This is a genomic window from Thetidibacter halocola (genome assembly GCF_018224955.1).
GTDB classification, from domain to species: Bacteria; Pseudomonadota; Alphaproteobacteria; order Rhodobacterales; family Rhodobacteraceae; genus Thetidibacter; species Thetidibacter halocola.
Map to the genome: position 1 here is coordinate 31,344 of NZ_JAGTUU010000008.1, position 14,735 is coordinate 46,078.

13 protein-coding genes are annotated in these 14,735 nt (G+C 67.4%); 6 read left to right on the plus strand and 7 right to left on the minus strand.

The features are described 5' to 3' along the window. Positions 1-129: 129 nt before the first annotated feature. Positions 130-1,998, plus strand: coding sequence for a hypothetical protein (locus tag KB874_RS18220; RefSeq protein WP_212537996.1), 1,869 nt, complete (start codon positions 130-132; stop codon positions 1,996-1,998). Further along, positions 1,995-4,439 (plus strand): tetratricopeptide repeat protein, encoded by a 2,445-nt coding sequence (locus tag KB874_RS18225; RefSeq protein ID WP_212537997.1) that lies wholly within the window; start codon positions 1,995-1,997, stop codon positions 4,437-4,439. Before KB874_RS18220 ends, KB874_RS18225 begins: the two co-directional genes overlap by 4 nt. Here KB874_RS18225 and KB874_RS18230 read toward each other — a convergent pair. From KB874_RS18230 to KB874_RS18255, 6 genes are read right to left on the minus strand one after another with little or no spacing between them, the layout of a single operon-like run. Then, positions 4,436-5,884, minus strand: a complete 1,449-nt coding sequence (locus KB874_RS18230) for an amidase (protein WP_212537998.1) — start codon at positions 5,882-5,884, stop codon at positions 4,436-4,438. The two genes, KB874_RS18225 and KB874_RS18230, sit on opposite strands and share 4 nt — an antisense overlap. Before the next feature lie 60 nt (positions 5,885-5,944). Further along, entirely contained in the window at positions 5,945-6,673 is a 729-nt protein-coding gene (locus KB874_RS18235; protein WP_212537999.1) for an MBL fold metallo-hydrolase, read from the minus strand. A gap of 2 nt (positions 6,674-6,675) precedes the next feature. Continuing rightward, positions 6,676-7,710 carry an ABC transporter ATP-binding protein gene (locus KB874_RS18240; protein WP_212538000.1) on the minus strand — a complete coding sequence of 345 codons (1,035 nt, stop codon included), beginning with the start codon at positions 7,708-7,710 and terminating at the stop codon, positions 6,676-6,678. Beyond that, positions 7,707-8,474, minus strand: coding sequence for an ABC transporter permease (locus KB874_RS18245; RefSeq protein WP_212538001.1), 768 nt, complete (start codon positions 8,472-8,474; stop codon positions 7,707-7,709). Before KB874_RS18245 ends, KB874_RS18240 begins: the two co-directional genes overlap by 4 nt. Continuing rightward, positions 8,471-9,316, minus strand: a complete 846-nt coding sequence (locus KB874_RS18250) for an ABC transporter permease (protein WP_212538002.1) — start codon at positions 9,314-9,316, stop codon at positions 8,471-8,473. Before KB874_RS18250 ends, KB874_RS18245 begins: the two co-directional genes overlap by 4 nt. After that, positions 9,313-10,356 (minus strand): extracellular solute-binding protein, encoded by a 1,044-nt coding sequence (locus KB874_RS18255; protein ID WP_212538003.1) that lies wholly within the window; start codon positions 10,354-10,356, stop codon positions 9,313-9,315. The genes KB874_RS18250 and KB874_RS18255 overlap by 4 nt, the downstream gene beginning before the upstream one ends. 127 nt (positions 10,357-10,483) lie before the next feature. On the opposite strand from KB874_RS18255, the gene KB874_RS18260 reads away from it, so the two are divergent. The 4 genes from KB874_RS18260 (at position 10,484) to KB874_RS18275 (ending at position 13,349) form a co-directional block, all read left to right on the plus strand. After that, on the plus strand, positions 10,484-11,110 hold the full coding sequence (locus KB874_RS18260) for a TetR/AcrR family transcriptional regulator (protein ID WP_212538004.1): 627 nt from the start codon (positions 10,484-10,486) through the stop codon (positions 11,108-11,110). Continuing rightward, on the plus strand, positions 11,107-12,054 hold the full coding sequence (gene speB, locus KB874_RS18265) for an agmatinase (protein ID WP_212538005.1): 948 nt from the start codon (positions 11,107-11,109) through the stop codon (positions 12,052-12,054). Before KB874_RS18260 ends, speB begins: the two co-directional genes overlap by 4 nt. Before the next feature lie 165 nt (positions 12,055-12,219). Then, complete coding sequence (locus KB874_RS18270; protein WP_212538006.1) at positions 12,220-12,699, plus strand: hypothetical protein; 480 nt, start codon at positions 12,220-12,222, stop codon at positions 12,697-12,699. Beyond that, entirely contained in the window at positions 12,696-13,349 is a 654-nt protein-coding gene (locus tag KB874_RS18275) for a hypothetical protein (protein WP_212538007.1), read from the plus strand. The genes KB874_RS18270 and KB874_RS18275 overlap by 4 nt, the downstream gene beginning before the upstream one ends. A gap of 69 nt (positions 13,350-13,418) precedes the next feature. On the opposite strand, the gene KB874_RS18280 is transcribed toward KB874_RS18275, so the two are convergent. Further along, positions 13,419-14,735: a TRAP transporter large permease gene (locus tag KB874_RS18280; RefSeq protein WP_212538008.1), complete on the minus strand. Its 1,317-nt coding sequence runs from the start codon at positions 14,733-14,735 to the stop codon at positions 13,419-13,421.

Sequence of the window (14,735 nt, forward strand, 5' to 3'; positions counted from 1 at the left end):
GCGCGCCATCATGGCGTCCTGCGAGATCGCAGGCATGACGCCGCCGGACGGCACTTGATGCGGGTCAAGGCGCGGCGCCCAAGCCGGTGCTCAGATCGCCGCCACGCCCCTCACCCGAAAGGCTAGCCCATGTCCCCTCTGCCCCGCGCGCTTGCACTGATCGCAGCGCTGGCCCCGGCCGCTGGCATGACCGAACCGCTCAGACCCATGCTGATGCGCACCGAAAACAGCGGCGCGATCAACGAGAAGGTCGTGGAGTTCACCGTGAACCCGGAGGCCCGCGACCGCAGCGCGCGCTCGCGCACGATGGTGCAGGACAAGACGCTGGCCCTGATGGCCGAACAGGGCGTCGCCCGCGACGAGGCCGCCGTCGAGAAGGCCGCGCAGGAGGAAGGCTGGGCGCTGTTCAACCTCGGCTTCGGCATATCCGGCGCCAAGGCGACCTTTGCCGAGAACGTGCTCGAGATGGGCGGGCTGTCCAACGTCAACACGGCGATGACGGGACTCGGCCTGTTCATGGCAATCTGGCAGGTCAACATGGACCTCGCCGACGGCAAGAGCACGGACGCCGCGCTGAACGCCTACAAGGGCATGCTGAGTTTCGGAATCGGCTATTTCGGCACATCGGCGATGCAGGTTGGTAATATCGCCGCCTTCGCCATCGACGTTGCCTTGCAGGAGTTCGGCAAGGCGGCGTGGCTGGCGCGCACCGATGCCTGGCGGCAATCCTATGTCAGCTATTACAACGACATGAACGCCGGCGAAGAGCAGGCCAGGAAGAACCGCGAGGCCAGCGACCCGCTGCGCGAATCCCCCGAGGAACAGCAGCGCCGCATCGATGCCCAGTCCGAGGGCGGGCGCACCGCCCATGACTGGGTCTATCTCATCACGAAGTTCAAGACCGAGGCTAAGACGCCAGAGGAATTCGAGACCCGCCTGACAACCGAGGTCAATGCCTATGTCGCACGCTTCTGGAGCAGCGCGCGCTTCGACGAATACGCCTCGGATGTGGGTCAAGGCATCTGGGGCATCGGGCGCGGAACCAGCCTGACCCAAGGCATCCGCGATGCCCTGGAAGACGAGCACAAGACGGCGCTTTACAGGCAGTTCCGGGAAAAGATCTTTCCTGTGGTGGCGCACCGCATCTGGCTGGCCAATCTCGAAGCCCGCGTGCGCCATTTCAACGACAGGGTCCGCCCGATCCTGAACCAGAGGGTGACCATCGAGATTGGCGCCTATGAACTGCAACAGCCGGTGCAGATGATCATGGACAAACCCAGTGGCGGGCGCTGGGAAGGCACTTGGGATCCCGCCGCAGCACGGCCGATCGAGATCACCAAGATCGCGATGAAGCGGGCCGGAATGCCGCAAGAGATCACGCTGATGCTGCCCGGCGGCGCGCAGACCCGGCCCTTCCTGCTGTCGAACGACCGCGCCACGGTTGTCTTCGGCGACCCGGTGACGCCGCTTGTCACGGTCTATGACCGGCAGGAAACGGGGCAGAGGTGCACCACCGTCACCACGCCTCCGCAGGGCGAAAGCCGCAGCGAGCAGGCCGCGGGCCCCACCGCCTCGGGCGACCTGCATTTCGCCATGTCCGGCATGGGCGCGGCGGTGATGGGCCGGTTCGACAGCGGATCGGCGCGCTGGAGCCTCGCCTCGCCCGGGGCGATCGCCGCGGATGGCGCCACGATGATCTACTCGGCCCCCCGCTTCGAGGATATCGCCCGCATGACCGCCTGTTCGGGCGGCTTCCTGACCGGCGACGCGCTGGCGCAGATGCGCTGCACCGTCGAACGCCGCCGCGACGAGGCGCTGTCGGACGGCACCCGGCGGCAGACGGCCTGCACCTCGCAGGCGACGCTGTCGCTCAAGGGCGGCTGGCTCTCGATGGGGGAGCGCATGCAGTATTTCCCGCTCGACGGCGAACAGGGCGAAATCCTGCGCAACATCCTGAAGGAAAGCATCCGGCGCGGTGTGGTGGAGGGTTACAAATGAAGAACCGTTGGATACTCGCCGCCGCGCTGCTGCTGCCGCTGGGCGCCGCACTGGCGCAGCAGACCGACGATTTTGCCATTCCCGGCGATGCCGAAACCGAGGCGGAGGCATTCCTCGACGGTGCGCAGATCGCCCCCGACCCGGTCGAGGACTGGGCTGCGGCCCCTGCACCGGCCACCGCGACGGCCCCACCGGCCGCCCCTCAACCCGCCGCCGCGCCGCCGGTCGAGATTCCCGCAGACTGGACGCGCCACAGCCGGCTGGGCATGTCCTTTGCCACCCCTCCTGACTGGCAGGTGATGGAGGAAAGCGACGATTCCATTTCGGTCGGCCTTTACGACCGGCAGGCGATGCGCGCCGCGATGGTCGGCATCGACTATATCGTTCCCGGCCAGATCGACAGCTTCGAGAAGGATATCGGCGACTTGCCGCAGGATGCCAGCAAGGGACTGGACATCGACCTTGGCGGCGCGACGCCGACAGTTACAGAGGCAGAACCGGTGGTCGCCGCCGATGGGGCGCGGCTGATCGGCAAGCGGGCCGAACTGATCCACCCCGATCTCTATTTCTACGCCCAGGAATACCAGAAGGAGGCCCGCAACGAGCGCGGCGGCGCCGACGGGCTGATGATGATGGCGATCAACTTTCCACGCGAGGAAATCCTGCCGATCCTCGAGATCATCGAGGCCTCGGTCACGCTGGATGCCGCGCCACCTCCCGAGGCCGAGACGGGACTGGACGGGATCGTCGGCTATCCGATGCCGCTGCCAACCGGCTGGAAACGCTGGACCAACATGCAGGACGCGCTCGCCTTCGCCACCTCGCCTGTCTACAGCGCCAGCATCGTGTTCGAGACAGGCTATCGCGCGCGCGGCAGTTGGGACGGCGACGACGAGTTCGCCAACCCGCCCGACAACGCGCGCGGCGAGATCCTGGGCCAGCCGGCCAGCGTCAAGTCCGGCCTGACCGGGCAACCCTACATGCAGGTGGGCTATTCGATGGTTCCCGCGCTGCGCACGGTCTACCGACTGGACCTGTGCCTCGCGAATGGCGATCCCGTCGTGATCCAGACCTATGCCGCCGAGAAATGGCTCGAGACGTCGGATTACGCGCCCCTGCTGGACGTGGTCACGCTGACCCTGCCGCCGGATGCCATCCCCTGCCCGCAGCCGGGCGAAGAACCAGCCGCGCCGGTGGTGGCTCAGCCCGCGCCACCGCCCCCGCCGGTCGCGCAGGGCGGCGAGGCGGCTTCGGGCTGGACGGTCTACCAGAACGCGCGCTTCGGCACCTCGGTGCGCTATCCGCAATCGCATTTCGCGATCACCGGCCAGCCGCCCGAGAATGACGACGGGCGTGCCTTTGCCAGCCCGGACGGCACGGCCTCGATGCTGGTCTGGGGCGGGTTCAACGCGCTGGGCCAGACCATCGCCGAAATGGCCTCGGAGGCGGCCGAATGGCGCGATACGGCGGCGATGGAGGTGTTCCTGACCGGCGACACCTGGTTCTCGGTCAAGTATCGCGACGGCGGCATCGTCACGCGTCGGCAGGCGATCCTCGACGGGCAGGACGTGCTGCACAGCGTGCTGATCCGCTACCCCGAGACACAAGAGGCGGATTTCGGGCCGGTGGCCGAGGCGATCGTCACCTCGCTGGCCGCGCCCACGGACACGGCCCCTGCCCCAGTTCCGCCAGTGCCACAGGCCGACCCGATGGAACAGGCCTTCTGGCAGTCGGTCCGGGGATCGTCCTACCCGGCGGATTTCCGCGCCTACCTGCAAAACTGGCCGCAGGGCCAGCACGCCGACGAGGCCCGCCGCCGCATCGCGGAACTCGAGGCGCCGCCACCCGCGCCACAGGTCAACGACACCCAGATGGAGCTTGCCTTCTGGCAGTCGATCCAGGGCGCGAACGAACCGGCCATGTACCAGGCCTATCTCGACCAGTGGCCCAACGGCACCTTCGCGTCGCTGGCGCGGTTGCAGATCCAGCGGCTGGGCGGCAGCGGCGTCGCACCGGACCCCTCGCCCGGTGTCATCACCATGGCGCCGCCGCCCCCGCCGCAACCGGCAGCGCGCTACTACACGCCCTCGCGCGGCACTGCCGAACGGCAGGCCGTGATGGATGCCGCCCGCGTTCCGGTGCAGGCGGAACTGGGCCAGCCGGTGATCTTCCTTGTCAGCGTGCTGAACTGCGACGGGACGTGGTGCTATCTTCAGGCAGAGCCGCTGCGCCCGGACGGGACGAAACTGGACTGGCGCACCACGCCCTATGCCCGCGACTGGGCCGCAGACGTGATGAGCGATGTCGTCATGGTGTTGATGCGGCGGCAGGGATCGGGCTATCAGGCGGTGGACCACATCATCGGGCCGACCGATGTCTACTGGTACAACTGGCTGGCGCCCTATGGCCTGCCGGAACGGCTGTTCAACCCGAACGGCTAGAGGGACGGGCGGCGCCCGGCCCAGGGCCGGGCGCGTTCCATCTCAGCGCAGAGCGCGATCAGTTCCTCGTCCGCGCCGAACCTCGCAGCGAGGTGGATGCCGATGGGCAGACCCTCAGCCGACATGCCCAGCGGCACAGAGGCCGCGGGCTGGCCGCTGGCGTTGAACACCGCGCAGAAGGGCGAGTAGTCGAAGATCATCCCCGGCCCCATGCGGTATCCCACGTAGTCCTCGGTCGCGTGGGAAAAGCGCCCGATCCGGGCGGGCGGTTCGGCCAGCGTGGCCGACAGGATGATGTCCGGCCCCTGCCCGTCTTCGGGGTCGAATACGCCGGCCATCTCGCGGCCAAAGGCATGGATCTTGCCCACCGCCGCCAGGTAATCCGCCCCCGAGACGGTTCCGGCATGGGCCAGCGCGCTGCGCCCGACGCCCTCGACCACGTCGGGGCTCAGCACCAGGCCGCGGGCGGCCAGCGCCCGGGTGATGCCCAGCGCCGTGCCGCATGCGACGATGTCGGTCCAGGCGCGCATCATGCCGGGCACGTCGGCGCGCGGCAGGCCGGGGGTGACGTGGTGGCCCAGGTCCTCCAGCAGGCGGGCCGCGTCATGGACGGCGGCGGCGCAATCGGGATGGATCGGCGCGCCGGTAAAGCTGGTATCGCAGAACATCACGCGCAGGCGGCGGGGCGGGCGGCTGATCGCCTGCATGTGACCCTCGCGCAGCGGCGGCGCGTGATAGGGCGCGCCCGGGTCGGCGCCGTGGCAGGCATCCAGCATCGCCGCCGTGTCCCGCACCGACCGGGTCAGGAAGCCGTCGATCGCCATGCCGGCCCAGCCTTCGCCGACATAGGGGCCATCGGGCAGTCGGGCGCGGGTGGGCTTCATCCCGAACAGCCCGCAACACGAGGCCGGGATGCGCACCGATCCGCCACCGTCCGAGCCATGGGCAAACGGCACGATCCCCACCGCCACCGCCGCCCCCGCCCCGCCCGACGATCCGCCCGGCGTGTGGTCCAGGTTCCACGGGTTGCGCGTCGGGCCACCATAAACGGCGGCCTCGGTCGCGGCGCCGATGCCACCCTCGGGGCTGGTGGTGCGCCCGAAGGTCACGACGCCGGTCGCCCGGATCCGGTCATAGATCGCCGAGTCGCGCGGGTAGCGCGTGTTCGCCAGCAGGCGAGAGCCGTTGTGAGACGGGAAGTCCACCGCCTCGCAGCCAAGATCCTTCAGCAGGAAGGGCACGCCCTTGAACGGCCCGCGCGGCAGGCCCCGCGCGATGGCGGCACGGGCGACATCGACTTGCGGCAGGACGACGGCATTCAGGCGCGGGTTCAGGCGCCCGACCTGCGCCAGCGCGTGATCCAGCAGTTCGGAGGGTGACACCGCGCCAGAGGCGACGCGCGCCGCAAGCTCTGTCGCATCCACGCAATCGAAGTCGTCCAGCATCATCGCACCCCGGTTTGTGCGGCAGCCTAGACCGGGGATGCAGAGGCTGGCAAGCCGCCCTCAGGCGCCCTTTTCGTCCAGCCAGCCGCGAATGATCGCGCGGTGGCGTTCCGCGTCATAGCTGGGGAAATGGCCGGCATGGACGATGCGCACGGGCAGTTCCAGCAGGCGCTTCATCGACGCGACGTAATCTGCGGCGTTCGAATGATAGGTGTCCTCGATCAGTTCGCCGTCATAGACGAGGTCGCCCGAGATCAGGATGCCGGTGGCAGCCTCCCACAGGGCGATGCCACCGGGGGAATGGCCGGGCGTGTGGATCACCTCGAAGTGCCGGTCGCCCAGGTCGATCACGTCGCCATCCTCGAGCAGCCGGGTCGCGGGCGCGGATTTCACCGCGTAGGTGGTCGAGGCATAGGGCAAGGGCGGCAGCGCGTCGAATATCTGGTCGGTGACATAGGGGTCGGCCAGCGTGGCGGTGCGGGTGGGATCGGCGAGGATATCGGCCTCGAGCCGGTGCACGCAGCGGTCCTCGAATTCGTGGTGACAGCCGATATGGTCGAAATGCGTGTGGCTGGCGACGGCGGTCAGGGCGCGTTCCGTGACCAGCGGCACCCATTCCCGCAGGCTGACGACACCCATTCCGCTGTCCACCAGCATGTCGCGGTCGCGCCCGCGCACATGCCAGATGTTGCAGCGGTAGAATGCGTGGATGAAAGGCTCGTCGATCAGGGTGATCTCGTCGCCCAAGCGGCGGATGCGATACCAGTCCTCGGGGCGGGCGCGGTCCATCCTCAGTCCTCGAGTGCATAGACGCGAAAGGCGTCGGGATCTGCCCAGAGCGTCAGGCTCTCGCCGGGCGCCGGCAGGCTGGCAGGCGGCAGATGGGCGGTCAAGGTCAGGTCGGGCGCCTTTTCGGGAACGAGATGCGCGCGCACATGGGTGCCGAAAAAGGCCGCATCGCGCACGATTGCGGCACCGATGCAGAGCGCGGCCTCTGTCGTGCCCAACGCCTCGGGACGGATGCAGGCGACTGCCCTGCCCTGCACGGCGCGCGCCAGCAAGCCAAAGGGGGTTTCGGTGGCGGTGCCGGTGCCACGGGCGGGAATGTGGTTCATCTCGCCCATGAAATCGGCGGCGAACAGCGTCGCGGGTTCGCGGTAGATACGGGCGGGCGGGCCGTGATCCTCGATCCGGCCGGCATTCATCACCACGATCCGGTCGGCGATGGCCATGGCCTCTTCCTGGTCGTGGGTGACATGGACAAAGGTGGTGCCGACCTTGCGCTGGATCGCCTTCAACTCGTCCTGCATGGCGCGGCGCAGTTTCAGGTCCAGCGCGCCCAGCGGTTCGTCCAGCAGCAACACGTCCGGTTCCACCGCCAGCGCGCGGGCCAGCGCCACGCGCTGCCGCTGCCCACCCGAAAGCTCATGCGGCCGCTTGCCCGCCGCATCCGCCAGCCCGACGAGGTCGAGGAAGGACTCGGCGCGCCTGTGTCGCTCGCCCCGCCCCATCCCCGCCATGCGCAGGCCAAAGCCCACGTTGTCGCGCAGCGTCATGTGCGGGAACAGCGCGTAATCCTGGAACATCGTCGTGGTCGGACGTTTCGCTGGCGCGACGCGGGTCATGTCGCGGCCACCGATCTCGACTCGGCCTTCGGTCGGCTCGATGAAGCCGCCGAGGACGGACAAAAGCGTGGTCTTGCCGCAGCCGGATGGCCCCAGCAGCGTCACGTATTCCCCCGCCTCGATGGACAGCTCGATGTCCTGCAGGGCGTGGAACGGGCCGAACCAGTGATTGAGGCCCCTGAGCGTCACCGGCGCGGTCATGACTTTCTCCGGAAGATCAGGATTTCGAGGATGAGCACGACCGTCACCGAGACGAGGAAGACGAGGCTGCCGATGGCGTTGAGGCGCGGCGACAGGCCGGATCGCAGCAGCGACCAGATTTCCACCGGCAGGGTCACGTCGAAGCGGGTCAGCAGGAAGGCGATGATGAACTCGTCCCAGCTCAGCGTGACGGACAGGAAGAAGGCCGCCGCGATGGCCGGGGCCAGCATCGGCACGGTCACCAACCAGATGACTTGCGCCTCGCCCGCGCCGAGGTCGCGCGCGGCGCGTTCGGCGTTCTGCTGCTGCGCGCCCATGCTGGCGTAGATGATGGCGAAAGCGAGCGGCAGGTTGATGACGACATGCCCGATCCCCGCCGTGACCAGCGACAGGCCCACGCCCGTCCGCGTCAGCACGATCAGCAGGCCCAGACCCACGATCAGATAGCTGACCGTCAGCGGTGCGATCAGCAGGCCACGGATCAGCGCCGAACCGGGCAGGACATGCCGCGCCAGCCCGTAGGCGGCAAGGAAGCCCAGCACGACGGCGACGAAAGACGATCCCAGCGCCACCAGCAGCGAGTTGCCCAGCGCCTCCATCAGGTCGCGGTCGCCGGTGATCTCGGCATACCAGCGCAGGGATGGCCCCTCGAAGGGCGGCACGGGCAGGCCTCCCGCCTGAAACGAGAACAGCACCAGCGCACCCACCGGCAGGTAGATGAAGACGAAAGCCGCGATCAGGTAGGCCCAGGGAAGCGCCCTCATATCCGGTCGAGCCTCAACCAGCGGGCGCAGGCCAGGTAGGCCATCGTCACGATCCCCATCAGCACGATGGCCAGCGCGGCGGCCAGCGGGAAATCCGCACGGCGACCCAGCTGCACCATGATCACTTGCGGCACGGTCAGTTCGGTGTTGCCGCCCAGGATCTGCGGCGTGACGTAGTCGCCGATGCACAGGACGAAGGTCAGGAAGGCGCCCGTCACGATCCCCGGCAGGGTCAGCGGCAGGATGACATGCCGGAAAGTCTGAAAGGCGTTGGCGCCAAGATCCATCGCCGCGCGGCGGTAGTTCGGCGAAAGCTGCACAAGGTTGGCGTAGATCGTCAGCGTCAGCAGCATGACGAAGAAATGCACGAAGCCGGTGATCGTGGCGAACCGGGTATTGGCCAGCGTGATCGGTTCCGCGATCAGGCCGATATTCATCAGGGTCTGGTTCACCACGCCTTCCCTCGCCAGCACCAGCAGCCACGCGTAGGAGCGCACCACGTAAGAGGTCCAGAACGGCAGGATGGCCAGCAGCAACGCCAGCCGCTGCCAGCGTTTCGGCACGCGGAACGCGATGATCCAGGCCAGAGGATAGGCGAGGACAACCGAAACCACCGTGACGGTCAGCGTGATCTCCAGCGAGACGAGGACCGCCCGCCAGAGATATGCCTTTTCCGCCAGTTCCGCGTAATTGGCCAGCGACAGGCCCCAGACGACCTCGCGCCGCTCCAGCGTCGCAAGGCTCATGGCGCCCATCACGACGAAGGGCACCACGAAGAAGGCCAGCGTCCAGAGAAGCGCCGGGGCGACGAAGCCCCAGCCGCGGGCCGTGTCGCGGCTCACTGTTGCAGCGTTTCCAGCCAGAGGTCTTGCATCTCGACATCCAGATCGGCGTCGGGCGCGGGATACAGCTGGGTGCGGGCGAGGTAATCCGGCTGGTTGTCCCAGCGCAGGACGGCCTTCTGCTCGTCCGTCAGGAACTCGCCCGCCTTGGCGTTGGCCGGCATCCCCCAGAAACACGACGAGGTCGCCAGCCGTGCCTGCCCCTCGGGCGAGACGATGTATTTCACGAATTCCTTGGCAAGGTCGGGCTTTTCTGTGCCGGCAACGACGCCGATGGACTGCGCCCAGCGCACCGCGCCCTCGGCGGGGATGGTCCAGGTCAGGTTCGGCTGGTCGCCCGCCAGGACGGCGGTCAGCCACTCGCCCCCGCCCACGACGATATCCACCTCGCCCGTCGCCAGCGCCGTCTGCGCCGCGACCACGCCCGCGACCGAGGCCGCGTTGCCGCGCATGGCCGACAGGGTGCCGCCGATGGCCTCCATGTCATCCGCGCCGATCTCGGCGGTGGGGATGCCGCCCGCGATGGCCGCAAGGCCCATCACCGGCAGGTAATAGTCGTAGATCGAGATGCGGCCCTGGTACTTGTCCGACCATGCGGTGGCGAGGCTTTCCATGTCGGCCGGGTCGACCTTGTCGGCGTTGTAGGAGATCGTGTTGTAGCCGAATTTCTCGGTCACGGCATACATCACGCCGTCGACGCTGTTGTTCTCGGCCATGACGACCTCGGGAAAGAAATCCTCGGTCGAGACACCGTCCAGCGGCGCGAGGATGCCCGCCTCGACCGCGCGGAACACGTCGATCCCGTCGATCACCAGCACGTCCCAGTCGCCCGGGCGGGACTGGTCCAGAAGCGCCAGTGCGGCGCCCGTGCCTTCGTATTCGCGCAGGTTGACCTTGACGTTGTGCGCCTGCTCGAAGGGCTCGATCAGCGCGGGGTCGGTGTGGTCGCACCAGACCAGCGCGTTGAGTTCTTCCTGCGCGGCGGCGGCCGTCGCGGTCAGGGCGGTGCTGCACAGCAGGAGTGCGGGCAGTCGGGTCATGTCATCTCTCCCCTTGGTCGGGGCGCCGATCCTGTCACGCCGGCGCCTTCAGAAAAAAGTTGAAGCCGTTCATGTTTGCAGTCAACATTATTTTTCGACAGGGCTTCAACGCTGCATGCGGTGAGATATGGCGGGATTGCGCGAAAGACAGAAAGCTGACCGCGAAAGGCGCATCTTGCGGGCGGCAGTGACCAGATTTCGGGCAGATGGTTATCGCGCGGTGCGAATCGAGGACCTGGCCGAGATGGCGCAGGTCTCGGTCGGGACGGTCTACAACTACTACCGCACCAAGGGCGACATCCTGATCGCCACCGTCGCGATGGAGGTCGAAGAGGTGCTGGAGTCTGGTGCGAGCGTCGTCGCGAACCCGCCACAGGGGGTCGACGAGGCGCTGCTGGCGCTGATCTTCGGCTATTACGACCACTCGCTGGAATACCTGTCGAAAGAGATGTGGCGCACCGCCATGGCCCTGTCGATCGAGGCGCCCGACACGCCCAATGGTCAGCGCTATGTCGAACTCGACGCGCGGCTGGCGGCGCAGGTGACGGCCCTGATCGCAGCCTTGCAGGCACGGGGCGAGGTGCGCGCCGAGCTTGACGCAGGCACAATCGGCCAGGTGATCTTCAACAATCTCAACCAGATGTTCATCGACTTCGTGAGGGACGATTCCATGACACTCGACACGCTGCGCGACCGGGTTGCCGCCCAAATGCGCCCCCTAGCCTGCCTGATCGCGACGGAGGGCGCCGCATGAGCCGCTTCAACCAACCCTTGGGCGGCAACGACATGCCGCGTTTCGGTGGGCCCGCCACATTCATGCGCCTGCCCGCGCAGGAAACGGCCGAGGGGCTGGACGCCTGTTTCGTCGGCATCCCGATGGATATCGGCACCTCGAACAGGCCCGGCACGCGGCTTGGCCCGCGCCAGATCCGCGACGAGAGCCGGATGCTGCGGCCCTACAACATGGCGACCCGCGCCGCGCCCTTCGACAGCCTGCAAATCGCCGATATCGGCGACGTGCCGATCAACACGTTCGACCTCAAGAAGTCGGTCGACATCATCACCGGGCATTACCGGGGCATCCTGGCGCACGGCGCGATCCCGCTAACGCTGGGCGGCGACCACACGCTGACCTGGCCGATCCTGCGCGCGATCAAGGAGCGCCACGGCCCGGTCGCGCTGATCCATGTCGATGCCCATGCCGACATCAACGAGCACATGTTCGGCGAGACGGTGGCGCATGGCTGCCCCTTCCGCCGTGCCTGGGAGGATGGCTGCCTTATCAACGAAAAGGTATTCCAGATCGGGTTGCGCGGCACCGGCTATGCGCCTGCGGATTTCGACTGGGGCCGTGAGCGGGGCTGGACCGTGGTGCAGGCCGAGGAGTGCTGGCACAAGTCGCTGACACCGCTGATGGCCGAAATCCGCGACCGGATCGGCGATGCGCCGGTCTACCTGAGCTACGACATCGACAGTCTCGACCCCGGCTTCGCCCCCGGCACCGGCACGGTGGAGCCGGGCGGCCTGACCACCATCCAGGCACTCGAGATCGTGCGCGGTTGCGCGGGCCTGAACCTGGTGGGCTGCGACCTGGTCGAGGTCTCGCCGCCCTACGATCCCACGGGGAACACCGCGCTGATCGCGGCGAACCTTCTGTATGAGATGCTCTGCGCCCTGCCCGGCGTGACGCGCGGGTGAATTCCGGCCCTGCCGGCGGAGGGCCCATTGCCGAATCCGCCGGCGGGCGTCATGCCAAAGCGTGCTATCTTCGGCCCGGCAGCGGCCGCGATAGCGCGATCGGCCGAAATCCTCTCCCCAGGACCGCCGTTCCGGTCTAGGATTTCCTTTTCAGGGGGATTGCCAATGACATCCATTCTACAGGCTTTTGCCGTGGGCGCCGTGACGATCGGGGCCGGCGCCGCGACGGTCACGACGATGAAGCCGGATCTTCCCGACCTCGCCATCCCCGACAAGGCATGGGAGGCGGGGTCCGCGCTGGACGGCCGCGTCTTCTACACGACGGACAAGGTCCGCGAGACGAACGACGTTCTCAACGACGAGTTGCATTTCGTCGATGGGCGGTTCCAGTCCGCGATGTGCCAGGACTACTGCGATTTCGGCTGGTCCGGGTATCAGACCTGGACCGACGGCGAGACCCTCCATTTCACCGCCACGACACGTTGCCCGGACGCGCCGCATACGGTGGTCTGGTATGGCACGGTGACGGGTGACACTGTTCGGTTCGAAGGCACGTGGACCACCCGCCGCTGGTATTGGACAAGGCAGCTCAACGTGAGCGGCGAAGGCTCGCTGACCCCGCACCCGCAGGCGGCCTCGGGGTGACGCCCCGGACATCGCCGGGTGCCTTCGCGCTTGTCCTTCGGTTCCTGGGGCTACTGGCCTTCGTGATCGTGGCGACCTGGGCTTCGCACCTGCTGCGCGAGGCGCTGAACCTTGAGGTCATGCCGTCGAACGAGCAGCATGTTCACCGGATGATCATGCTGGGAACGCTGGCCTATATCGGGCTGCTGGCGCTGCCCTTCGTGCCGGGGGCCGAAATCGGGATTGCCATGCTGACCGCCTTCGGCGCCGCGATCGCGCCGCTGGTCTACATGGCGACAGTGGCGGCGATGATGCTGTCCTATGCGGTGGGCCGGCTGTTGCCGATGACGATACTGGGGCGGCTGCTGGGGTTCCTGCGCCTGCGTCGCGCCGCCGACCTTGTGGCGCGGGCAGCACCCCTGCCACCCGCCGCGCGGCTGGACCTGCTGCTCGAAGGGGCGCCGGTGCGGATTGTGGAACTGGCGCTGCGGCACCGCTACGTGGCGCTGGCGCTGGCGGTGAACCTGCCCGGCAATGTCGTCATCGGCGGCGGCGGCGGCATCATGCTGATCGCCGGGTTGAGCGGGATCTTCGCCCCTGTCCCGACGCTTCTGGCCATCGTCCTTGCGGTGTCGCCGGTGCCGCTGGCGGTCATGCTGATGGGCTATTGATCGCGGGCGGCGGCTTCCCGGCCGATACCCCATCCGAAAAGGGCGGCCCGAGGACCGCCCTGTCCCGTCTTACCAGCCGATGGCCCCGGGCAGCCATGTGGCGATGCCGGGGAAGTTGAATAGCAGCACCAGCGCGACGATCTGGATCCCGATGAACGGCAGCACCCCGCGATAGATCATGCTTGTCGTCACGCCGGGTGGCGCCGCCCCCTTGAGGAAGAACAGCGCCCAGCCAAAAGGGGGCGTCAGGAACGAAGTCTGAAGGTTCAGCGCGATCAGCGCCGCCAGCCAGACCATGTCCGTCCCCTGCGCCACGAAGAAGGGCAGCAGCAAGGGCAGCGCGATATAGCTGATCTCGATCCATTCCAGGAAGAAACCCAGAACGAACAGCAGCACCATCAGGAACAGCAGAGCCCCCGTCTCGCCCCCCGGCAGCAGCGCCAGCGTGTCCTGCACAAGGTCTTCGCCGCGCAGGCCGCGAAACGCCACCGAGAAGACCTGCGCCGCGATCAGGATGAAGAAGATCATCGCCGAGATGCGCAGCGCGCCCTGTGCCGAATCCCAGATCATGCGCAGCGTCAGGCGGCCATAGAGCGCCGCGATCAGGATCGACAGCGCGGCGCCGACACCCGCTGCCTCGGTCGGTGCGGCCAGCCCGCCGATGATCGTGCCCAGCACCCCCACCACCAGCAGCAACGGCGGCGCAATGGCCAGCACGGCCTTCTTCGCCAGCGCCCAGCCCTGGATCTCGGCGCGTTCGTCGTCGGGGATGGGCGGCATCAGATCGGGGCGCAGCCTGCCCAGGATCAGGATGAAGGCGATATACAGCGCCGCCAGCATCAGCCCCGGCACCATCGCCGCCGCGAACAGCGTGCCCACGCTTTCGCCCATGATGTCCGCCAGCAGGATCAGCACCAGCGACGGCGGGATGATCTGACCCAGGGTGCCGCTGGCGCAGATCGCCCCCGAGGCCAGCCCGCCATCATAGTTGCGCTTCAGCAGCACGGGCAGCGTCAGCATGGTCAGCGTGACCACCGTCGCGCCGACGATGCCGGTCGATGCGCCCATCAGCACGCCCACCAGGATCAGCGCCACCGCCATGCCACCGTTCAGACGCCCCGACAGCCGCCCGATCACCTCGAGCATGTCCTCGGCGACGCGCGATTTCTCCAGCATCACACCCATGTAGACGAACAGCGGAATGGCGAGGAATTCGTATTTCGTGACGATGCCATAGACCCGCGACGGCACGAGGTTGAACAGGAAATCCCCGAAGCCCATCCAGCCAAAGGCAAAGCCCGCCAGAGCGATGCCGATGCCCACCGGCATCCCGATCAGCAGGGCGAACATGAAGCCGAGGATCATGTAAAGCGCGAGAAACTCCAT